The organism is Microvirga zambiensis WSM3693 (genome assembly GCF_016735695.1).
Lineage (GTDB): Bacteria > Pseudomonadota > Alphaproteobacteria > Rhizobiales > Beijerinckiaceae > Microvirga > Microvirga zambiensis.
In genome coordinates this window covers 22,276-44,151 of the sequence record NZ_JAERQD010000017.1, presented here as the reverse complement: position 1 = coordinate 44,151, position 21,876 = coordinate 22,276, and the positions used below count along the sequence as shown (strand labels likewise).

19 protein-coding genes are annotated in these 21,876 nt (G+C 66.0%); 6 read left to right on the top strand and 13 right to left on the bottom strand.

Annotated elements, in window-relative coordinates; genetic code table 11:
- Positions 1–2 precede the first annotated feature (2 nt).
- The 11 genes from JKL46_RS14675 to JKL46_RS14625 form a co-directional block, all read right to left on the bottom strand.
- A complete protein-coding gene (locus JKL46_RS14675) occupies positions 3–1,235 on the bottom strand; it encodes an MFS transporter (protein ID WP_201834031.1) in 1,233 nt (410 codons plus the stop codon).
- Positions 1,210–2,196, bottom strand: coding sequence for a thiamine-phosphate kinase (gene thiL, locus JKL46_RS14670; RefSeq protein WP_201834029.1), 987 nt, complete (start codon positions 2,194–2,196; stop codon positions 1,210–1,212). The genes JKL46_RS14675 and thiL overlap by 26 nt, the downstream gene beginning before the upstream one ends.
- A 311-nt stretch (positions 2,197–2,507) precedes the next feature.
- Positions 2,508–2,990 carry a transcription antitermination factor NusB gene (gene nusB / locus JKL46_RS14665; RefSeq protein ID WP_201834027.1) on the bottom strand — a complete coding sequence of 161 codons (483 nt, stop codon included), beginning with the start codon at positions 2,988–2,990 and terminating at the stop codon, positions 2,508–2,510.
- Positions 2,991–2,992: 2 nt separating this feature from the next.
- Complete coding sequence (ribH, locus tag JKL46_RS14660) at positions 2,993–3,481, bottom strand: 6,7-dimethyl-8-ribityllumazine synthase (protein WP_201834025.1); 489 nt, start codon at positions 3,479–3,481, stop codon at positions 2,993–2,995.
- 162 nt (positions 3,482–3,643) lie between these two features.
- Positions 3,644–4,279 (bottom strand): riboflavin synthase, encoded by a 636-nt coding sequence (locus JKL46_RS14655; protein ID WP_201834023.1) that lies wholly within the window; start codon positions 4,277–4,279, stop codon positions 3,644–3,646.
- Positions 4,279–5,427: a bifunctional diaminohydroxyphosphoribosylaminopyrimidine deaminase/5-amino-6-(5-phosphoribosylamino)uracil reductase RibD gene (gene ribD / locus JKL46_RS14650; protein ID WP_201834021.1), complete on the bottom strand. Its 1,149-nt coding sequence runs from the start codon at positions 5,425–5,427 to the stop codon at positions 4,279–4,281. Before ribD ends, JKL46_RS14655 begins: the two co-directional genes overlap by 1 nt.
- Positions 5,424–5,933, bottom strand: a complete 510-nt coding sequence (gene nrdR, locus JKL46_RS14645; RefSeq protein WP_201834019.1) for a transcriptional regulator NrdR — start codon at positions 5,931–5,933, stop codon at positions 5,424–5,426. The genes ribD and nrdR overlap by 4 nt, the downstream gene beginning before the upstream one ends.
- 16 nt (positions 5,934–5,949) lie before the next feature.
- The gene (gene glyA / locus JKL46_RS14640; RefSeq protein ID WP_201834017.1) at positions 5,950–7,254 is read right to left on the bottom strand and encodes a serine hydroxymethyltransferase; all 1,305 of its coding nucleotides are present in this window, start codon (positions 7,252–7,254) and stop codon (positions 5,950–5,952) included.
- A 434-nt stretch (positions 7,255–7,688) separates the two neighbouring features.
- Positions 7,689–8,954, bottom strand: coding sequence for a L,D-transpeptidase family protein (locus JKL46_RS14635; RefSeq protein WP_201834015.1), 1,266 nt, complete (start codon positions 8,952–8,954; stop codon positions 7,689–7,691).
- 252 nt (positions 8,955–9,206) lie between these two features.
- Positions 9,207–9,668 carry a DUF6163 family protein gene (locus JKL46_RS14630; protein ID WP_201834013.1) on the bottom strand — a complete coding sequence of 154 codons (462 nt, stop codon included), beginning with the start codon at positions 9,666–9,668 and terminating at the stop codon, positions 9,207–9,209.
- On the bottom strand, positions 9,668–10,717 hold the full coding sequence (locus JKL46_RS14625) for an enoyl-CoA hydratase/isomerase family protein (protein WP_201834011.1): 1,050 nt from the start codon (positions 10,715–10,717) through the stop codon (positions 9,668–9,670). The genes JKL46_RS14630 and JKL46_RS14625 overlap by 1 nt, the downstream gene beginning before the upstream one ends.
- 363 nt (positions 10,718–11,080) lie before the next feature.
- Here JKL46_RS14625 and hemB point away from each other — a divergent pair, with 363 nt between their 5' ends.
- The 5 genes from hemB (at position 11,081) to JKL46_RS14600 (ending at position 16,551) form a co-directional block, all read left to right on the top strand.
- On the top strand, positions 11,081–12,121 hold the full coding sequence (hemB, locus tag JKL46_RS14620; protein ID WP_201834009.1) for a porphobilinogen synthase: 1,041 nt from the start codon (positions 11,081–11,083) through the stop codon (positions 12,119–12,121).
- A gap of 255 nt (positions 12,122–12,376) precedes the next feature.
- A complete protein-coding gene (locus JKL46_RS14615; RefSeq protein ID WP_201834007.1) occupies positions 12,377–13,726 on the top strand; it encodes a branched-chain amino acid ABC transporter permease in 1,350 nt (449 codons plus the stop codon).
- Between the two features lie 9 nt (positions 13,727–13,735).
- Positions 13,736–14,998, top strand: a complete 1,263-nt coding sequence (locus tag JKL46_RS14610) for a threonine ammonia-lyase (protein ID WP_201834005.1) — start codon at positions 13,736–13,738, stop codon at positions 14,996–14,998.
- A gap of 10 nt (positions 14,999–15,008) precedes the next feature.
- Positions 15,009–15,491, top strand: a complete 483-nt coding sequence (locus tag JKL46_RS14605) for an RDD family protein (RefSeq protein WP_201834003.1) — start codon at positions 15,009–15,011, stop codon at positions 15,489–15,491.
- A 313-nt stretch (positions 15,492–15,804) separates the two neighbouring features.
- Positions 15,805–16,551 carry an arginyltransferase gene (locus JKL46_RS14600; protein WP_201834001.1) on the top strand — a complete coding sequence of 249 codons (747 nt, stop codon included), beginning with the start codon at positions 15,805–15,807 and terminating at the stop codon, positions 16,549–16,551.
- A gap of 246 nt (positions 16,552–16,797) precedes the next feature.
- Here the strand turns inward: JKL46_RS14600 and parC are convergent, their stop codons facing one another.
- Both parC and recO read right to left on the bottom strand, forming a co-directional pair.
- Entirely contained in the window at positions 16,798–19,044 is a 2,247-nt protein-coding gene (gene parC / locus JKL46_RS14595; protein ID WP_201833999.1) for a DNA topoisomerase IV subunit A, read from the bottom strand.
- An 81-nt stretch (positions 19,045–19,125) separates the two neighbouring features.
- Positions 19,126–19,857 carry a DNA repair protein RecO gene (gene recO / locus JKL46_RS14590; protein ID WP_201833998.1) on the bottom strand — a complete coding sequence of 244 codons (732 nt, stop codon included), beginning with the start codon at positions 19,855–19,857 and terminating at the stop codon, positions 19,126–19,128.
- 199 nt (positions 19,858–20,056) lie between these two features.
- Between recO and JKL46_RS35510 the strand changes: the two genes are divergently transcribed.
- Positions 20,057–21,847: an OmpA family protein gene (locus JKL46_RS35510; protein ID WP_246529328.1), complete on the top strand. Its 1,791-nt coding sequence runs from the start codon at positions 20,057–20,059 to the stop codon at positions 21,845–21,847.
- Positions 21,848–21,876 lie beyond the last annotated feature (29 nt).

Below are 21,876 nucleotides of genomic sequence, written 5' to 3'. Positions count from 1 at the left end.
CTTTAAGCGGGTACGATCCCCTTGGTCCTCTGCTGCCACGCTAGCAGAACTAGCGCGACCAGGACGGGCGGGAAGACCATCCAGGTCACGGTTTCCCAGCCGCCCGCATTCAGGAGCTTTCCCGAGGAAAACGAGGCCAGGGCGACCGAACCGAAGATCAGAAAGTCATTCGCCGCCTGGACCTTGGCGCGCTCTTCCGGGCGGTAGCAGTCGGTCACCATGGCGGTCGCGCCGATGAAGCCGAGGTTCCAGCCGAGCCCGAGAAGCACCAGCGAGATCCAGAAATGAGCGATGGTGATTCCCGACAGGCCGACGATCGCGGAGAGGGCGATCAGCACAAGGCCGGTCGCCGTTACACGTGCCTTGCCGTACCGGGAGATCAGGCGTCCGGTGAAGAAGCTTGGGCCGAACATGGCGAGGATATGCCATTGAATTCCCAGCGCCGCTGCGCCCACCGGATGGCCGCAGCCGATCATCGCCAGAGGCGCCGCCGTCATCATGAAGGTCATGAGGCTGTACGAGACCAACCCGGTGACGGCCGCAACGATGAAGCGGGGCTGCCGGAGGATCTGGCCAAGCGGCCTTCCGCCGCAGCTCGTCGAGGCCACGCTGACTGGGGCTGGTCTCAGGAATGAAACCACGATCATCGACAGGAAGGCGAGTGTCGCCTGCCCGAGGAAGGCACCGGCGAAGGGGGCCGCCGGCACGGCATCCCGGGTCCAGATCACGGTCTGAGGTCCAATGATTCCGGCCACCAGCCCCCCGGTCATCACCCAGGAAATTGCCTTCGCCTTGAAGGCGTTGGAGGCTGAATCCGTCGCGGCGAAGCGGTAGCTCTGGTTGAAGGAGCCATAGCTGCCGATGATCAGGGTGCCGAGGCAAAAGAGAACGAAGCTGTAGGAGGCGATCCCGAAGGCTGCAAGGCAGCCCCCTGAAAGGCCGATCCCGGCTCCGACCATATAGCCGATGCGCCGCCCTGCCTTGCGCATCAGCATGGCGGCCGGAACGGTGCCGAGGGCGAGGCCGAGATTCAGCAGGCTGACCGGGAGCGTCGCCAGTTCCTTGTTGGTCGCGAGAGCCTGCCCCACCAGGCCACCGAGAGAGACGACGATGGCGGGGCTCGAGCCGCCGAGCGCCATGGCGGCAGCGAGAACCACGGCGTTGTGCCTGGCGACCGCGTCGTTGCTGGCAGATGGCTGGAACGAGGTATCAGAAATGCTGGTAGGAGCCGACATCGAAGCGTCTTTCGCGACCGTTCATCCGAAAGACGGGCAAGTCGTGCCCTTCGACGACTCGACCGATGACGGACAGGGGGATGCCGACGCTATCGGCCTGTTCGCGAAATCTGTCGAGGTTCTTTTCCGGCACGGAACAGATAATCTCGTAATCGTCGCCGCCCGTCAGGACCAGGTCCAGAAGGTCCGGCGAGGCTCGAACCGCCTCGACCGCCGCCGCCGAGAGCGGAATCCGATCGGCCTCGATCTGCGCCGTGACGCCGCTCCCCCGCATCATCTTGGCGAGATCGCCGGCGAGGCCATCGGAGACGTCCATGGCGGCGCTGGCGTGATTTCGCAGCGCTTCTGCAAGCCGGTGACGGGGCCTCGGGTGGAGATAGCGGTCGGCGAGATGCGCTCGGTCTGCCGGCGAAAGGCCCTGCGCCCAGGCCGGGTCGTTTCGTAGCTTCAGGCCGAGCGCCGCGTCGCCGATGGTGCCGGTGACGCAGATCAGATCGCAGGCCTGGGCGGTGGTGCGCAGGACCATGCGGCCCGTCGGTACCTCGCCGACGGCAGTGACCGAGAGCGTCAGCGGCCCCTTCGTCTTGACGGTGTCGCCGCCGAGGAGCGGACAGGCGAAATCCCGCGCCGCCTCGCCGAGGCCGGCGGCGAAATCGGCGAGCCAGCCTTCGGTCCAGGTCTCGGGCAAGGCGAGGCTCAGCAGGAAGCCGGCCGGATCGGCGCCCTTCGCGGCGAGGTCAGAGACGTTCACGCCCAGCGCTTTCCGGGCGACGGAGCCTGGAGCGTCTTCGGGCAGGAAGTGGATGCCCTCGACCAGCGCATCGACGGTGAGGACGAGGTCGTGGCCTGGTTTGGGGGTGAGGCGGGCCGCATCGTCCTTGAGTCCGAGACCGCCCTCGCCGGCGATGGGCGCGAAGAAGCGGGCGATCAGGCTGTCTTCGGAGGGTCTTTGCACCTTCATGGACAAGCGCTGCTCCCACCCTCTCCCTTGTGGTGAGGGATCGAGCGCGGGGGTACGAGCACTAGAGCATGAGGATGTGGCGCTGTCTCACCTCTCCTTGAGGGAGAGGTCGCGCCGGAGGCGCGGGTGAGGGGTTGCGCCCTCTCCGGATAAACCTGTGCCCCCTCACCCTCGCTTTCGCTCGACCTCTCCCCACCGGGGAGAGGTGTAGCTGCGGGAGCCTCATTGCTGAACTGGAAAAGCGCAGCGCTCACACCCTCTCCTCCAACTCCTCCCCACAGGGGCGAGAGATCTCGACTACCGCGATTGTCTTACCGCTTGCCCTGCCCGGCTGATTTCTTCTCCAGCTCACCCGGACGGACCTCCCGGGCGAGCTTGTCGAGGACGGCGTTGACGAGACCGGGCTCGTCGTCGCCGTAGAAACCGTGGGTGACATCCACATATTCGGTGATCACGACGCGGGCGGGCACGTCCTTTCGGAACATCAGCTCGTAGCCGCCGGCGCGCAGGATGGCGCGCAAAACCGCCTCGACGCGCTTCAGCGGCCAGTCGGTCGCGAGCGCGTTGTCGATCTTCACGTCGATCTCGCGCTGGTTCTTGACCACGCCCGAGAGGATATCGCGGAAGAAGGTGTTGTCCGAGGGTTGGAACGCGATGCCCTCGACCTCGCGGCCGATCCAGAAGGTCTCGAACTCGGCGAGCGCGTCGAGGACGCTCTTGCCGGAAATGTCCATCTGGTAGAGAGCCTGGACGGCAGCGAGACGAGCGGCCGAGCGCTCTGCTGGCTTCGTCATGATCAGGCCTCCAGCTTCTGTTTGATGCGCAAAACGGCGAGCGCCGCTTCCACCGCGCCCCCGCCCTTATTCAATTCATTCACGCGCGCGCGGGTCCAGGCCTGCTCGTCGTTCTCGACGGTGAGGATGCCGTTGGCCAGCGGAATGCGACGCGCGATCGACAGGTCCATGAGGGCGCGGGCGCTCTCGCCGGCGACGATGTCGTAATGGCCCGTCTCGCCGCGGATCACGCAGCCGAGCGCGACGACGGCATCGTAGGGCTTGCCCGCCTTCTCGGCCGCATCGAGCGCAATTGCGATAGTGCCGGGGATTTCGAGCGCACCGTCGAGGGTCAGCACGTCCATGCTGGCCTGCGCCGCCTCGACGGCGGCCCGAACGCCGCGCAGGAGCTCATCGGCGATATCGTCGTAGAACCGGGCCTCGACGACCAGGATGCGGGCGCCGGGAACCGGCGGACGGGGAGTTTTGGGCTTATCGGAAGGCGCGACCATGGGGACCGTTCTGATTCAAAATGCCTCCGCCCTCATCCTGAGGAGCCGCGCAGCGGCGTCTCGAAGGAGGTTCCAGAGAGCACTGGAAACGCCCTCGTCCTTCGAGACGGACCTTACGGTCCTCCTCAGGATGAGGGCTTTGTTGAGGAAAGTTGAAAGTCCCTACTCCCCCCGGCGCGCATCCGCAAGCCGCGCGGCGTAGCGGGCCATGAGATCGACTTCGAGGTTGAGCTTGTCGCCGACCTGCCGCTCACCCCAGGTGGTGACGGACAACGTGTGCGGGATGATCAGCACGGAGAACATGTCGTCGTTGACCGAATTCACGGTGAGCGAGGTGCCGTCGAGGCAGACGGAGCCCTTCTCGGCGATGAACTGCGCCAGGGCCTGGGGCGCCTTGAGGACGAAACGGGCGGTCGGGCCCCATGGGTCGTCGCCGGCCGTGATCGCCTCCTTGGCGACGATGGTGGCGATGCCGTCCACGTGCCCGGTCACGATATGCCCGCCGAGCTCGTCGCCGATCTTGAGCGAGCGCTCGAGATTGATCTTCGTGCCTGCCTTCCAATCGCCGACCGTGGTCCGCTCCAGGGTTTCGGCGGCGGCGTCGACGTCGAACCAGCAGCCGCCCTCCCGCGGACCGACGGCGACGACGGTGAGGCAAGGCCCGCCGCAGGCGATGGACGCGCCGAGCGCGATGCCGGCGGGGTCGTAGGAAGCATGGATGCGCAGCCGCTTGAGCGTCCCCTGGGAGCCCTCCGCCGTCGCAATCTCACCGACATCGGTGACGATACCCGTAAACATCAGGGTCTCTCCCAGAACATGAAAAGATCGGGGCCGATCTGCTCTTCGGCCCGCACATTGAGAGCATCCATGCGGTCCTGCAGCGCCGGCCCGAGGGCGGGCATGTCGCCCTGCCCGCGCGCGGACCGTCCGGTGATCAGGACCAGCTCGTCGATGAGATCGGCATTGGCAAGCGCATCCGCCAGAGCGGGACCGCCCTCGCAGAACACGGTCGTGATGCCGCGCGTGCCGAGAAGCCGGAGCGCTTCGTCGAGATTCACCTGTCCGCTCTCGTTCGCCGAAACGCGCATCACCTCGACGCCCCGTGCTACGAGCGCCCGCTCCGGCTCGACCGGCGCATCGATCGTGGTCACGATCCAGGTCGGGACCTCGCGGGCACCGGCGACGAGACGCGCCCCGGCAGGCGTGCGCAGATGGGAATCGACGACGATGCGAACCGGAGAGCGGTCTTCCAGGCCGGCCAGGCGCACGTTGAGCAGCGGATCGTCGGCGAGCACGGTTCCGGCGCCGACCATGATCGCGTCCGCATGGGCGCGCATCAGGTGGACTCTCGCATTGGCCACCTCGCCCGTGAGCATCAGCCGAGGCCCTTGGCGCGAACTGGCGAAGCCCTCGGTGCTGCGCGCGAGCTTGACGGTTACCGCAGGCCGCCCCTTCGAGACGCGGGTGATGTGGCCGCGATGAAGCCGCGCGCCGTCTTCGGCGAGGCAGCCGCCGCTCATCGGAATGCCGGCACGAAGAAAACGCTCCGGTCCCTGCCCGGCCGCATGGGGGCTGGGATCCTCGACGCTGACCACGAGCCGGCCGATACCGGCCGCCACGATGAGATCGGTGCAGGACGGGCCATGATCACGGCTGCTGCGTGTGGCGCAGGGCTCGAGGGTCACATAGAGGGCAGCGCCCCTGGCGCGCTCACCTGCCGCCTCCAGCGCCATGCGCTCCGCATGCGGCCTGCCGCCGGGCTGGGTCATGCCCTGTGCGACGACGACCGGAGCCGCGCCGCTCTCGTCCACCACCACGGCACCGACGGACGGGTTCGGCCAAGTCAGGCCGAGGTGGCGCGAGCCAAGAGCGATCGCCAGGCGCATGAAGCGCTCGTCCTGAAAGATCCGCTCGGATTGCTGCCCTGTTGCCCCCGAGGAGTTCATTGCTCGCTCGGGGCACGCTTCTTCTTGGGCGGAGGCAGAAGATTCTCCTCGCTCTCGCCTTCAGCCAGCTTGCCAAGAATCTCTTCGAAGTCTTTGGCCTCACGAAAATTTTTGTAGACGGAGGCGAAGCGCACATAGGCCACGTCGTCGAGGCCCTTGAGGCCTTCCATGACGAGTTCGCCGACCGTCTCGCTCGGCACCTCGCCTTCGCCCATGCTCTCGAGCTGGCGGACGATGCCGTTGATCATCCGCTCGACGCGCTCGGGATCGACCGGACGCTTGCGCAGCGCCACATCGACCGATTGCTGGAGCTTGTCGCGGTCGAACGGCACGCGCCGCCCCGAGCGCTTCATGACCGTCAGCTCGCGCAGCTGTACGCGCTCGAAAGTCGTGAAGCGGCCGCCGCAATCCGGGCAGATGCGGCGGCGGCGGATGGACGAGGAATCGTCCGTGGGGCGGGAATCCTTCACCTGGGTGTCCAGGCTCCCGCAATAGGGGCAGCGCATGGGTTCGGCCTAAACCTCAGGCATAGATCGGGAAGCGACGGGTCAGCTCGTGGACGCGCGTCTTCACCGATGCCTCGACCGACGCATTGCCCTCCTCGCCGTTCTTCGCGAGGCCGTCGAGGGTCTCGACGATCAGCTCGCCCACCTTCCTGAACTCGGCGATTCCGAAGCCGCGCGAGGTGGCGGCGGGGGTGCCGAGGCGGATGCCGGAGGTGACCATCGGCTTTTCCGGATCGAAGGGAACGCCGTTCTTGTTGCAGGTGATGTGGGCGCGGCCGAGAGCGGCCTCCGCCGCCTTGCCGGTGAGCTTCTTCGGGCGCAGGTCGACCAGCATCAGGTGGTTATCGGTGCCGCCGGCCACGATCGCGTAGCCGCCGTCCAGCATTGTGTCGGCGAGCACCTTGGCGTTGTCGACCACAGAGCGGGCATAGAGCTTGAACTCGGGGCGCAGGGCCTCGCCGAAGGCCACGGCCTTGGCCGCGATCACATGCATCAGCGGGCCGCCCTGAAGGCCGGGGAAGATCGCGGAATTCACCTTCTTGGCGATGTCCTCCTCGTTGGTGAGGATCATGCCGCCGCGCGGGCCACGCAGGGTCTTGTGGGTGGTGGTGGTGACCACATGGGCGTGCGGGAACGGCGAGGGATGGGCACCGCCGGCGACGAGGCCCGCGAAATGGGCGATGTCGACCATGAAGAAGGCGCCGACCTCGTCCGCGATCTCGCGGAAGCGGGCGAAGTCCCAGAATCGGGAATAGGCCGAGCCGCCGGCGACGATCACCTTCGGCTTGTGCTCGCGGGCAAGGCGGGCAACCTCGTCCATGTCGATGATCTGGTCGCTCTCGCGCACCTTGTAGCTCACCACGTTGAACCACTTGCCGGACATGTTCACGGGCGAACCGTGAGTCAGGTGGCCGCCGCAGGCGAGATCGAGGCCCATGAAGGTGTCGCCGGGCTTCATCAGCGCCATGAACACGGCCTGGTTGGCCTGGGAGCCGGAATTGGCCTGGACGTTGGCGAACTTGCAGTCGAACAGGCGCTTGGCGCGCTCGATTGCGAGCTCCTCGGCGATGTCGACGAACTGGCAGCCGCCGTAATAGCGGCGGCCCGGATAGCCCTCCGCATACTTGTTGGTCATCACCGAGCCCTGCGCTTCCAGCACGGCGCGGGAGACGATGTTCTCGGAGGCGATCAGCTCGATCTCGTCGCGCTGGCGACCGAGCTCGAGCCCGATGGCGCGGGCGATCTCGGGATCGCTGTCGGCGAGGCTTGCCGAGAAAAAGCTGTTGGAGAGATGGCTTCGTGCCGCTTCACTCGCGCTCATGGGTAACCTCGCCTGCTGTGAGCCCGGCAGGAGCCGGCCGCTCGGTCCGAATTTGCCAGGGCTTTATCATGGCTGGCTCAAGGGCGCCAACCCACGCTTGAGACATGCCCACGCTGCTTTGGAAATGCAACGGTCTGCGGGAGGGCTAGCGCATCTTCCCTCCCCCTTGCGGGGAGGGATCGAGGGTGGGGGTCGAAAAGTCGGAACGGTGCGCTGAATCGATCTGGAGACACTCTTCCTACTACGTCATCACCGGCCTTGTGCCGGTGATCCCGATCCGAAAAATGCCGCGGTTCACCGTATCGGGATGGCCGGGACAAGCCCGGCCATGACGTAAGTATGCGAGGGCGGTCTCACCTATTCGCGCCACCCGAAAACGAAATCACCGGCACAAGGCCGGTGATGACGTGGGGATTGATGTAAACCGAAGAACCTCAGTTCTGCAGGAACATCTCCGCATCCGGCTCGGTCGGAGTGCGGCTTGCAACCGGGATGGCGCTGCCGAGGCCGTCCTTGTTGTAGATGTCGTCGCGGAACTGCACGAGACCGTCCGGCGTCGCCCAGGCGGTGACGTAGACCCAGTGGATCGGAACCGGCTGGGTCAGGCGCGCGTCGATGCGCTCTCCTGACTTGAAGGCGGCGTCGATCTGCTCGCGGCTCCAGCCGGGGGTGTCCTTCAGCAGGAACTCGATATAGTCGCGCACATTCTGCACGCGGATGCAGCCCGAGGAGACGAAGCGGAAATCGTCGCCGAAGATGCCCTTGGACGGCGTGTCGTGCATGTAGACCCCGTGCTGGTTCGGGATGTTGATGCGCACGAAGCCCATGGAGTTCAGATCGCCGCCCGGATCCTGGCGGAAGCGATAGCGGGTCGCCTCGTCCGAGAACCAGTTCACCTGCGACGGCGACAGCTCGGTGTTGCCGTTGAAGATACGGATCTTGTTGTCCGTCAGGTAGTTCGGCTCCTTCTGCATCTTCGGGATCAGATCCTTCTTGATGATCGAAGCGGGCACGGTCCAGAACGGGTTGAAGTTGACCTCGACCACCTTGGAGTTCAGCAGCGGCGACTGACGGTCGATCTTGCCGACGCCGGCAGCGTGGCGGGTGTGGACGACGCCGCCTTCGATCGTCTCGACGAGGGCAGCCGGGATGTTGGCGACCACGTATTTGTTGCCGAGCCCGCCGACGAGGCTGCGCAGGCGGCTCACGTTGATCTCGAGCTGGCGGATGCGCATCTCGACCGGCACGTTCATGGCCTGGACCGTCGGAGCGGTCACGGTGCCGGTGGAGCTGATGCCGTGGCGGGCCTGGAAGCGGCGCACGCCGGCCTCGACGTAGGAATCGTAGATCGGCGATTCGCCGGCACTCTGGTCGAGATCGCCCGTGATGATGAGGCGCTGGCGAAGCGCGATGACCGCCGGGCTCTTCGAGCCGACGCGCAGGCCCTGGACGCCCTGGACGGGCTGCCAGCCGCCGCGGGCGGCGATGTTCCGGTAATACTCGATCATCTGCTCGGTCGCGGCGAGCGCGTCCGGGGACAGCATCGGGGTCGCGGTCCGCTGCACGCGGGTGCGGGAGACGGCCTCGTAGTTCTGCGACCACTCGGCCTGGCTCTGGGCGAATTGCTGGGCCAGGGCGCCGGTAGCGGGCGTGAAGATCAGGGCAAGCGATCCGGTCAGAAGGGTACGGCGAGAGAACATGAGCGCAGGCTCTTCCCGGTTAGATGTTGTCGACTTAAGGAGCCGGCGGACGAGCGCCCGCATCTGCCCCTCTCCCAGCGATAAGTGCCGGGATAGGATTAAAGAACGGTATCGAAAACGAGGAACATCGGGGCCGTTTTATGGCAAACGGCCTGACACCGCGCACCTTGCGCCTCGGAACCGCCTTCTGAGCCTATGTAACTTTGAACTGTGGTGTTGAGGATACACTTCTGCGTGAGCAGCTTGGCCGGTTCAATGCCCCTCCCGCGCAGCGAGCCACGCGACGGCGAGATAGACGGCGATCAGCGTGAGGAAGAAAGCCACGGTGACGAGACCGCCGGAGACGATTCCCGGGAAGAAGGCGGCGAGAATCAGGTGGCTCATGATGGCGAGGAGCCACATGATTCCGCCCCAGGTGCTCGCCATCCACAGGCCCACGGCCGCGATCAGATCGATGAGCGCGAAATAGATCACGGTGGCCTGATAGCCGGTCGACCGGGCCTCGAACTGGCCGACGGGGGTCCAGATCCCGAGGATCACCGCCCAGGAGCTCAACCCCTTCATGATCCAAAGAATTGCCAGAATCCGCATGAACCCGGTGAGGACCAGGCTCCAGCGCAGGCCGGAGGGCGCCGAGGGGCGCTCCTCGATGCGGTCCGAAAGGTACTCCCGGGCCGAGTGGCCGGTGGCGCTCTGAGAGCCGCTGCGTGCCATCAGATGGCCTCCAGTTCCTGCGGCCCGAGGCTCGCGAAGTGGTGTTCGATCACGGCCGGGTCGATAGCCTCGATCGAGGCCGGCCGCCATTGCGGCCGGTTGTCCTTGTCGATCAGCACGGCGCGGACGCCCTCGTGGAAATCATGCCCCTCGCCGATGCGCGAGACGATGCGGAACTCGGTCTTCATCGCCTCTTCGAACTCCATGGCCACGCCGCGCCGCACCTGCTCGAAGGCGAGGCTCATGCTCGTCGGCGACTTGGCGCGCATGCCGGCCGCCGTCTTTTCTGCAAATGCAGAGCCTTTCGCCGCAGCCTCGTCCAGACGATCGAGGATCGCGGCGACGCTGTCGGCCGAGAAACAGGCATCGATCACCGCCCGTTCCGCCTCCAGCGGGGCGGGGCCGGGATCGGCCGAGAACCGGGCCAGAGCCGCGTCGACCGGCTCGCCGGCGAGCAAAGCCTCACGCAGAGCGGGAATGCTTTCGCTCGCGGCCGAGTGGGTGGCAAGGCCGAGCATGACCGCATCGGCGCGCTTCACCCTGTCGCCCGTGAGCGCGAGATACATCCCGAACCGACCGGGCAGTCGCGGGAGCGCATAGGTCGCGCCGACATCGGGAAAGAACCCGATCCCGACCTCGGGCATGGCGAAGAGATAGCGCTCGCCCGCAACCCGGTAGGCGCCATGCAGGGAGATGCCGACCCCGCCGCCCATGACGATGCCGTCGATGAGGGAGACATAGGGCTTGGGATAGCGCTTGATCGCGATGTTGAGCTGGTACTCCTCGCGCCAGAAGGCGAGCGCCGCCTCGCGATTGCCGGCCTTGAGGTCCTCCGTGAGCTGCCGGATGTCGCCGCCGGCGCAGAAGGCCTTCTCGCCCGCGCCCCGGACGACGATGCGAGTGACCTCCGGATCGTCCACCCAGGCATCGAGAGCGCGGCGCATCTCGCGGACCATGCCGAGCGTCAGGGCGTTGAGCGCCTTCGGACGATTGAGCGTGATGAGGCCCGCCTCGCCCTGCTTCTCGCAGAGAACTTCGCTCTCATCCATGAAACGCTCCTTCATCTCTTCGCGGCATAAAACAAGGCCGGGGCCGGCCGTCAATGGACACTGTGTCATTCCCGGCCGGCGGCCGCCGAGAACTGCAACCTCATCGTCATGGCCGGACTTGATCCGGCCACCCACGTCTTGGGAACTACTGCGGTTCAAAGACGTGGGTCCCCGGGACAAGCCCGGGGATGACGGCGGAGAGGACATGACAAACGCGCGCAGCCGTCAATGCATGGCTGGATTGACGCCAATCTTCCACGGATCCCGGCAATGTGCGACCTCGAACCCTTTTTTAGAGCATTTTAAATGTGCTAACGCTCTGGAGACGGGCCGGCGCATCGAAGCCGGCTTTGGATGAGGATGATGTCGAAACTGTCGCCGTTCCCCCGCCCCGCTTCAGAGGAAGCCCCTGCCCGCTCCCTGAACCTGTCCCACCGCCCGCGGCGCAACCGCAAGGCCGAGTGGTCGCGGCGACTGATGCGCGAGAACGTGCTGACGGCAAACGACCTGATCTGGCCGATCTTCGTGGTCGAAGGCACCAGCGGACGCGAGGCCGTGGCTTCCATGCCAGGCGTGGAGCGGCTGACCATCACTGAGGCCGTGCGCGAGGCCGAGCGGGCCGCAGCCCTCGACATCCCGGCCATCGCCCTCTTCCCCTACACCGATCCGTCATTGCGCGACCCGACCGGCTCCGAATCCCTCAACAGCCGCAACCTCGTCTGCCGCGCCGCCCGCGAGATCAAGAAGGCGGTGCCGCAGATCGGCATCATCTGCGACGTCGCCCTCGACCCCTATACCAGCCACGGCCATGACGGCGTGATGGACGGCGAGCGGATCCTCAACGACGAGACGGTCGCGCTCCTGGTCCGCCAGGCGGTGCTCCAGGCCGAGGCCGGCGCCGACGTCATCGCGCCCTCCGACATGATGGACGGGCGCGTCGCCGCCATCCGCGAGGGCCTCGACGAGGCAGGCTTCCTCGACGTGCAGATCATGGCCTATGCGGCGAAATACGCCTCGGCCTTCTACGGCCCGTTCCGCGACGCCATCGGCACCAGCGCGTGCCTCGTCGGCGACAAGCGCACCTACCAGATGGATCCGGCGAATTCCGACGAGGCCATGCGCGAGGTGGCGCTGGATCTCGAGGAAGGCGCGGACATGATCATGGTCAAGCCCGGCATGCCCTATCTCGACATCGTGCGCCGGGCGAAGGACACCTTCGCCGTTCCGACCTTCGCCTACCAAGTCTCCGGCGAGTATGCCATGATCCAGGCAGCGGCCATGAACGGCTGGATCGACGGGGAGCGGGCGATGATGGAAAGCCTTCTGGCCTTCAGGCGTGCAGGCGCGGACGGCATCCTCACCTATTTCGCCCCGCGGGTGGCGGAGAAGCTGAAGCAGGGCTGATTTCGCGCGAAGACATCAACGAACGCCCCCCGTGTCAGGCTCTCAGCTCTTCAGGGACTGGTCGGTCGAGCGTGCCCCGCGTATTTCCCTCCCCCTTGCGGGGAGGGATGAAGGGTGGGAGTCGGAATGTCGGAGCTCTGTCCCGAGTTCTGAAGCCGTGAGGGCTGCTACACCCACTAAATCTCTCACCCAGCCAAACCACCCCCACCCCTACCCCTCCCCGCAAGGGGGAGGGAAAAACGGTGCATGACTTTCATGAGCCCATTTTCGAGGTTCGTACGGTTCGCACCCCACCTGCTCGCTCTTTCCCTCCTCGCCGCCTGCGGGATCTCCATCGACGCGGACCAGGCCCGTGTCTGCCGCTCCGCCCTGCCCGCCCTCAATCCCGACGCGGTCGTCACCGTGGAGCGTGTGCGCGAAGGCCCGGTGCCGCGCAGCCTGCGTGTCGACTATGTGGCGCGATATCCTGATCGCCCCGTCCTCGAACGCTACGCCATATGCCAGTTCGCGGCCGAAGGGCTTGCGGTCAGCAAGGCCGATCTCATCGGCCTCGCCACCGAAGAAGGCCCGATGTCCGGCGCCAGCCTCTACCTGCTCAAGCGCTATTATCTCGACACTCCGGAGGGAGCCGCCGGCGATCCCGGCAGCCGTGCCGAGGCCGATGTGGTCGATATCCCGTCGAGCCTTGCCTATTGGCTGCAGCAGATCCTGGTCAGCCTCCCGCGGACGGCGATCTACGCCCTGCTGTCCGTCGCCTTCGCCCTCGTCTTCGGCTTGAGCGGGCGGATCAATCTCGCCTTCGGCGAGCTCGCCGCCATAGGCTCGGCGGCAACGGTCGCGGGTGCCGCGATCCTCCTCACCCACGGCATCGGCTCGCCGATCCTCGGGCTCGCGGCCGGTCTTGCAGGGGCGCTCTTCGCCGGTGCGATCCACAGCGCGGTCAGCGGATATTTCACCATCGGCCGCATTACGGCGGAAAGCCCGCAACCGAGCCTGATCGCGACCGTCGGCATGTCCCTGTTCCTGATGGAATACCTGAGGCTCGTGCAGAGCCCCGTGACGGTCTGGCTGCCACCGATCTGGGCGGAAGCCCGACCGCTTGCCCGCGCCGGCGACTTCATCGTCAGTTTGACGCCGATTACGGCCATCACAGCGGGAATCGGTGTCGTTGCGGCATCCGGCCTCCTCTGGCTCGTACAGGCGACCGGCTTCGGGCGCGCTTGGCGCGCCTATGCGGACGATGCCCGAGCGGCGGCGCTGCTCGGCGTCGACGGACCCCGCCTCCTATTGCAGACCCTGGCACTTGCCGGCGCGATGGCGGGCCTGTCCGGCATGCTGATCGTCGCCCAATATGGCGGCCTGGGCTTCGCCGGCGGGTTCCAGTACGGGCTCAAGGCCCTGATCGCCGCCATCATCGGCGGCATTGGCTCGATCCCCGGAGCAATGCTAGGAGGCTTGGCCGTCGGATTGTTCGAAACCCTCTGGTCCGCCTATCTGCCGATCGAGATGCGCGACATGGCGCTTTACATTGCCCTCGTCGTGTTCCTGATCTTCAGGCCCGGCGGCCTCCTGGGTTTCAGGGATCCGACGCCAAGACCGGTTTAAAGGTCTATAATGACAAGTCCGGAGGACGACGTGGCCGAATACGCCATCACCATCGAAGACGTGCAGCGCGCAGCGGAGACGATCCGGGGCAAGGTCCTGCGGACGCCCCTCGTGCCCGCTCCTCGCCTGTCGCAGCTCACCGGCGCCACCGTCTTCGTGAAGCACGAGAACATGCAGCCGACCGGCTCCTTCAAGGAGCGCGGGGCCGCCACGAAGCTCGAAAGCCTGAGCGAAGCGGAGCGCTCGCGCGGCGTCATCGCCATGTCCGCCGGCAATCACGCCCAGGCCGTCGCCTATCATGCCCGCCGCCTCGGCATCCCTGCGACCATCGTCATGCCTGAGGGCACGCCCCTGGTGAAGGCGGAGAACACGCGCTCCTACGGCGCGCGGGTGATCCTTGAGGGCGAGACGCTCTACGAGTCGGCGGCCCGCGCCCGCGAGATCGCGGAGGCCGAGGGGCTGATCTTCGTCCATCCCTATGACGATCCCAAGGTCATGGCCGGCCAGGGCACCATCGCCATTGAGATGCTGGAGGATGAGCCCGACCTCGACCAGATCGTGGTTCCCATCGGCGGCGGCGGGTTGATCTCCGGCATCACGGTGGCCGCGAAGGCGATCAAGCCCGAGATCGAGATCGTCGGCGTCGAAGCGGCCCTCTATCCGTCCTTCCGCAACGCCATTCGCGGCGAGAACCGTCCCATCGGCGGCGCGACGCTGGCGGAAGGCATCGCAGTCAAGACCGTGGGACAATTGCCGCTTCCCATCGTGCGCGATCTCGTCCCCGAGATCATTCCCGTCGAGGAGGCCCTGATCGAGCGGGCGGTGAATGCCTATGCCACTCTGCAGCGGACCATGGCGGAGGGCGCAGGCGCTGCGGGCCTTGCCGCCATGCTGGCGAACCCGGAGCATTTCCAGGGCAAGCGAGTCGGCCTCGTGCTCTGCGGCGGCAATATCGACGCGCGCATCCTCGCCTCGGTGATGGTGCGTGAACTGGAGCGCGACGACCGCATCACCTCCTTCCGCATCACCTCCAACGACCGGCCCGGCCTGCTCGGTCGGGTGGCGAGCCTGCTCGGCAGCCTCGGCGCCAATATCCTGGAGGTCTCCCACGGCCGTCTCTTCCTCGACGTGCCCGCCAAAGGCGTTTCCATCGACATCACTATCGAAACTCGGGACAGACAACATACATTGGAGGTGTTCGAGGCCCTGTCAGTGGAGGGACTCGCACCGCAGCGGATCGAATCCCGCAGCCTGCCCGAGACCGCCTTCTGAGGAGACACCGATGGTCAACCGACCCTACCCGCCGACCCTGAACTACCCGTCCTATGAGGCGGACACCCGGCTGACGGAAGGTGTCATCTCGCGGCGTTTCTGGGCCTATCTGATCGACCTCGTGGTCATCGCGCTCTGGGTCGTGCTGATCTCGATCGCGATCTTCTTTCTCGGGCTCATCACGCTGGGACTGGGCTGGGGCTTGTTCTTCGCCCTGCCGCTCACCGCTCTGATCTTCATCGTCTACAACGCGGTGACCATCGGCGGCTCATCGCAGGCGACGGTCGGCATGCGCTACATGGGCCTTCGCGTCATCGACCCGCGCACAGGCCGCGGCCCCTCGCCGCTCGCGGCGGCGGTGCATGCGCTGTTCTTCTATGTCGCGATTTCGACCTTCCTGCTCTGGCTCTGCGACGTGCTCGTCGGCTTCGTCCGCGACGACCGCCGCTTCATCCGCGACCTGCTCACGGGCATGATGGTGGTTAGGGCGTAATGTCAGCTTCTTCCCTCCCCCTTGCGGGGAGGGATCGAGGGTGGGGGTTGCAAAGTCAGAGCGCGGCGCTTCTTTCAGAACCCATGAAGACTGCGACGGTGTCTGACTGGTTTAATCACGCACCCTGTCGTACCACCCCCACCCTTCATCCCTCCCCGCAAGGGGGAGGGAAACACGCGGTTCATTTTCCAGCCAATCCCTCGCACACAAACCCCTGTGACATTCCCCCTTCTTTTCCTGGACGCCACGGACACCAATGTTATCCTTCGAGCGTTGACGAAGCGCTCAAGGTTTCTCCACGAGGCTTTCCCGATTGACGAGCCAGCCCCGCGACGCCCCGCAATTCTACCTCACCTCCCCGTCCGCGTGCCCCTATCTGCCGGGCAAGGAGGAGCGCAAGGTGTTTACGCATATCGTCGGACGGCGCGGGCGGGAGCTGAACGAGATCCTCACGCAGGGAGGCTTCCGCCGGTCGCAGACCATCGCCTACCGGCCGGCCTGTGACACCTGCCGGGCCTGCGTCTCGGTGCGGGTCCTCGTCGACGAGTTCGAACCTTCGGGCAATCTGAAGCGGGTTCTCAAGGACAATGCCGACCTGATCGGCCAGGCGCTGCCGAACAGGCCGAGCTCGGAGCAATATTCCCTGTTCCGACGCTATGTCGATCTGCGCCATGCCGACGGCGGCATGGCCGACATGTCGGTGCTCGATTATTCCATGATGGTCGAGGACAGCCATGTGGACACGAGGCTGATCGAATACCGCCGGCGCGGCATCGACAGCGGCATCACCGGCAGGGGCTCGGGCGATCTCATCGCCGTCTGCCTCACCGACGAAATGAGCGACGGCCTGTCCATGGTCTATTCGTTCTACGAGCCGGACCAGCAGGCCCGCAGCCTCGGCACCTTCATGATCCTCGACCACATCCGCCGCGCCAAGGCGATGGGCCTGCCCTACCTCTATCTCGGCTACTGGGTCGAGGGCTCCAAGAAGATGGCCTACAAGGCCCGCTTCAAGCCGCAGGAGCGGCTTCTCGCGCATGGCTGGGTGCGGGCGGAGTGAACGCGCTACGGCAGCCCGACTCTCAACATGTCATCACCGGCCTCGTGCCGGTGATCTCGCTTTCAATACACATTCACCTCATCCTGAGGAGCCGCTGAAAGCGGCGTCTCGAAGGAGGGTTCGGTGTTCTCTGGAGGCTCCTTCGAGACGGTCGCTCCGCGACCTCGTCAGGACGAGGGCAGTGTTTCTTAAAACGTGGATGGCCGGGACAAGCCCGGCCAGGACGTGGGAAAAGAGGATTGATCCTCACTCCCCGAACTTGTTCGACTTCGGAAAACCCTTCGGCGGCAGGCGGCCCGCCTCGGTCCGGTCGCCCATCCAGTCGCGGAGGTCCTCCTTGGCCACCGTCCAGGTGCGGCCCGAGGTGTCCTTCCAGGTCAGGCCCTCCTTGAGCTTGAAGACCTTGGCGTCGGAGACGCCGCCGTCCTTGTAGCGCTGGAGGCGCACGCCCTTGCCGCGGGTCATTTCCGGCACCTGCTTCGACGGGAAGATCAGGAGCTTGCGGTTCTCGCCGATGATCGCGATGTGATCGCCCTCGGCCTCCGCGCAGACCACCATCTTGGCGGGTGCATCCAAGTTGAGGATCTGCTTGCCCTTGCGGGTGTTGGCGGTCGTATCGTCCGCCGGCACCACGAAGCCGCGTCCGTCGGTGGCGACCACCAGAAGCTTCGAGCCGGCCCGGTACGGGAAGGCGGCGACGAAATCGGCGCCCTCCTCCAGATCGACCATGAGGCGGATCGGATCGCCGAAGCCGCGCCCGCCGGGCAATTTGGAAGCATCGAGGGTGAAGAAGCGGCCGTTATCCGCCACCACGACGATCTTCGACGTGGTCTCGGCGAAGAAGGCGGTTTTCAGCGCATCGTCGCCCTTGAACTGCACGCCGGAGAGATCGGCCTGATGGCCCTTCATGGCGCGGATCCAGCCCTTTTCGGACACGATCACCGTGATCGGCTCGCGCTCGATCATGGCTTCCGCAAAATCGATGTCGGAGGTGTCCGGCGCCTCGGCGAAGGTGGTGCGGCGGCGGCCGAGAGGCGTGTCCGGTCCAAAAGTCTTGCGGACCTCCTTGATCTCGGCGGAGATCGTCTTCCACTGCACCTTCTCGGAGCCCAGAAGCTCCTCGATCTTCGCCTTCTCGTTCTGCAGGTCCTTCTGCTCGCGCTTGAGTTCCATCTCCTCGAGCTTGCGCAGGGAGCGCAGGCGCGTGTCGAGGATGGCGTTGGCCTGGATTTCGGTGAGCTTGAAGAAGCGCATCAGCTCCTGCTTCGGCTCGTCCTCCTCGCGGATGATCTTGATCACCCGGTCGAGGTCGAGATAGACGATGAGCAAGCCGCCCAAAATCTCCAGGCGCCGGTCGATGGCGGCGAGGCGGAAGCCGGAGCGGCGGATCAGCACCTCGCGGCGATGGTCGAGCCATTCGCGCAGGCACTCGGCGAGGCTCAAGACCTTCGGCACTTTGCCGCCGGCGAGCACGTTCACGTTCATCGGAATGCGGCTCTCGAGCTCGGTGAGCTTGAAGAGCGATTCCATCAGGATGATCGGATCGACCGTTTTCGCACGCGGCTCGAGCACGACGCGGATGTCCTCGGCGGATTCATCGCGCACGTCGGCGAGCAGCGGCAGCTTCTTCTCCTGCAGCAGCTCCGCGATCTTCTCGATCAGGCGCGACTTCGGCACCGAATAGGGAATCTCGGTAACGACGATGTGCCAGTTGCCGCGGCCGAGATCTTCCTTCGCCCAGCGGGCGCGCACACGGAACGAGCCGCGGCCGGTGCGGTAGGTCTCGGCCATGGCGGAGGGCGTGTCGACGATGATGCCGCCGGTCGGCAGGTCCGGGCCCGGCACGAACTGCATCAGCTGCTCGGAGGTCGCATTCGGCTTCGAAATGAGATGCAGCGCCGCGTCGCAGAGTTCGGCGGCGTTGTGCGGCGGGATCGAGGTCGCCATGCCGACCGCGATGCCCTGCGAGCCGTTGGCGAGCAGGTTCGGGAAGGCGGCGGGGAGCACCACCGGCTCCTCGTTGGTCTGGTCGTAGGTCTCGCGGAAATCGACGGAATCCTCGTCGATTCCCTCGAGCAGGAGGCGCGCCACTTCCGTCAGCTTCGCCTCGGTGTAGCGCATGGCCGCGGCGTTATCGCCGTCGATATTGCCGAAATTGCCCTGCCCGTCCGCGAGCGGATAGCGCTGGGCGAAATCCTGCGCCATGCGCACGAGGGCGTCGTAGATCGACTGGTCGCCATGCGGGTGGAACTGACCCATCACGTCGCCGACGATGCGGGCGCATTTCTTCGGCGCCGAGCGCGGATCGAGGCGCAGCAGGCGCATGGCGTGCAGGATGCGGCGGTGGACCGGCTTCAGGCCGTCGCGCGCATCGGGCAGCGCCCGGTGCATGATGGTGGAGAGCGCGTAAGCGAGATAGCGCTCCTCCAGGGCGTCCTTGAGATTGATGTTCTCGATCTCGCCCCCTGACGGCGGATTGACCGGCTTACCCATGGCTCGAAATCCTCAATCTCGAAATCCTCAACAGCGAATCGCTTCTTATCATCTGAAATGAGAACATAACAGAAACAAACATCATTCGTCCCCAGCGGTGGCCAGTGCGACGAAACGCGCTCGCTCCTCCGGCGCCCGCTGGCCCTGCGGGTCGAAGACGTTCTGATGCAGGAAGAAATCCGTCAGCGCAAATCCGGCCCGGATCTCCTCCTCGCCGGGCCGGTTCGACCGGCTCTGGCCGATCAGGAAGCCGGGAAGCTTGAGCAGGCGGTCCTTGTAGGGCTCCCCGGCCGCTGCCGAAACGGCCCTGCCGCTCCTCGGGGATACGTAGGTAAGATCCCGCTCGCTGCCGGTGGCGGCGCAGCTCGTGAGGTCGAGGCCGAAGCCGAGCTCGGTCAGCATGGCGAGCTCGAAGCGCACGAACAGCGCCGGAGCGAGGTCGGGATCGTCCAGGTGGTCCACGAGGACGGTCAGGGTCTCGAAGAGGGCGAAATGCGGGTCGCGCTCGGGAAAGTAGCGCATGAGATGGGCGAGCGTCGCCAGACCGTAGAGCGCCATCGACGAGCCCATGAGGCGCGCCGCCCTCAAGTTCAGGCCCTCGACGTGATAGGTGCCGAGATGCTCGTCGAGCCGCGCCCGCCAGGTTGCCTGGACCGTATTGCCGGGCTGGAGGACCGCCTGCAGGGTTTTCGAGCGGCCGCCATGGACGAGCCCCATATGACGCCCGTGGGCGCGCGTCATCAGCTCGAGGATGATGCTGGTTTCCCCGTGTTTGCGGACGCCGAGAACGACGCCTTCATCAGTCCATTGCATCCGTGTCGGGTGCCTTCGGCAAGTGTGTTTCCTGGACTCCTGATGTAAGCATTCAGGCGACATTCATCCATGTTTTTCAACGATATCCGCGAACTTCTAAAATTCTGTTTCAAAAGCAGAATCCCGCTTTCGGCGGAACAAACCCTACCCCCTGTCATTGTCGATCACCTTCAATCTGCCACTTGATGAATTGAGGATCATGAAGCTTTCCAGTCTGTTTCTTGCGAGTGCCGCTATTCCCCTGATGCTGCTGCCGGTGCACGTCTCCGCCCTCCCATCCGCCTCCGAAACGCCGCTCGTCCTGGCCCAGGCCGGGCCGGCAACCGACGAGGAATTGCCGCCCGGCGCCCGCCAGCGACGGCAGGGGCAGGATGGCGAGCGTGGCGGCCGTCCAGGCGGTGAGCGCCGCCAGGGCGGACAGGATCAGGGCGGCCAGGATCAGAGAGGCCCTGGCGCCTCCGAGGAGCGCGGCCCGCGTCCACCGCGAGGAGCAGGCCCGGGTGGGCCGGGTCCGGATGACGGCCCCGGGCGTCCGCGCCGCGAGCAGGGCCCGCCGGCCGAGCGGCCCGCACCGCCAGCCGAGCGGCCTGCACCGCCGGCCAGCACCGCTCCCGCGAACCCGGCCCGACCCACGCCTCCAGCCCCTGCCGAGCGGGCTCAGCCCCCGGCGGAGACGCCGGCGCGACCGCAACGTCCGGCCACACAGGAACGCGAGCGGCCGCCCGCGGAACGCCCGCGGCCCCAGGCTCCGGCCACACCGGGACGCCCTGCCGCACCTCCGCCGGCCGCTCAGCCCGCGGCTCCCCCGGCGCCAATCCAGCAACAGGCTCCCGCCGAGCGCGAGCGACCGGGCCGCTCGGACAATACGGAGAACCCGGACAGGACCCGCGGCCAGCGCCCGGTCCAGGTGCAGCCTGTTACGCCGCCTGCCCCGCCTCCGGCCGCGGCGCCTCCTGCGAGCCGTGCCCAGCCGACGCCTCCGGCACCCTCTGCTCCCTTCCAGCAGGCGCCCGGGCAACGTCCGCCGCAGCAGGCTTTTCCGGGCCGCGCCGCACCTCTCGACCCCTCGCAGGTGCGTATCGACGACCTGCGTCGCGATCGTCGCGAGCGCCGCGAAGGCAACCGCGTCATCATCGAGGAGCCGGGCAACCGCACGATCATCCGAGAGGGCAATCAGGTCATCATCCGCCATGACGAGACCGAGCGGTTCCGCCGCACGTATCGCGATGCCGACGTGCGCGTCGAGCGCCGCGGCGCTGATGAGGAATACACCGTCGTGCGCCGCCCGGATGGATCCGAGATCGTGACCGTGCGGGATTCGGACGGCAATCTCATCCGGCGGGTGCGGCGTGAGGCGGCCGGTCAGGAGGTCGTGCTGATCGAGAACCGTCGCGGCGGCATCGATCGCCGTCCGGGCTACGGCTATGTCCAGGAGGATGTGGTCCGCCTGCCGCCGCCGGTCGTGCGGATTCCGCGTGAGGAATACATCGTGGATGTGGAGGACGCCTCGCAGGAGGATCTCGTGGAAGCCTTCACCGCTCCGCCCGTCGACCGCATCGAGCGCTCCTATACGCTCGACGAGGTTCGCCGCAGCCAGCCGCTGCGCGAGCGCATGCGCCGGGTGGACGTCGACACCGTCACCTTCGAGTTCGGTTCGTGGGAGCTGGCGGGAGATCAGGCCGGTGCGCTGACGGGCATCGCCCAGGCCATCCGCTCCGCCTTGTCGCGAAATCCGAACGAGATCTTCCTGATCGAAGGCCACACCGACGCCGTCGGTTCGGATGAGGACAATCTCACCCTCTCCGATCGGCGAGCGGAGACGGTTGCGACGATCCTCTCGGAACGCTTCCAGATCCCTGCCGAAAATCTGACGACGCAGGGCTACGGCGAGCAATACCTGAAGGTGAACACGCAGACGCCGGAGCGGCAGAACCGCCGCGTCGCCATGCGCCGGATCACGCCGCTGCTTCAGGGACAGAACCAGCAGTAGGGTCGAAGGACCGGGAGGAGAAAATCCTC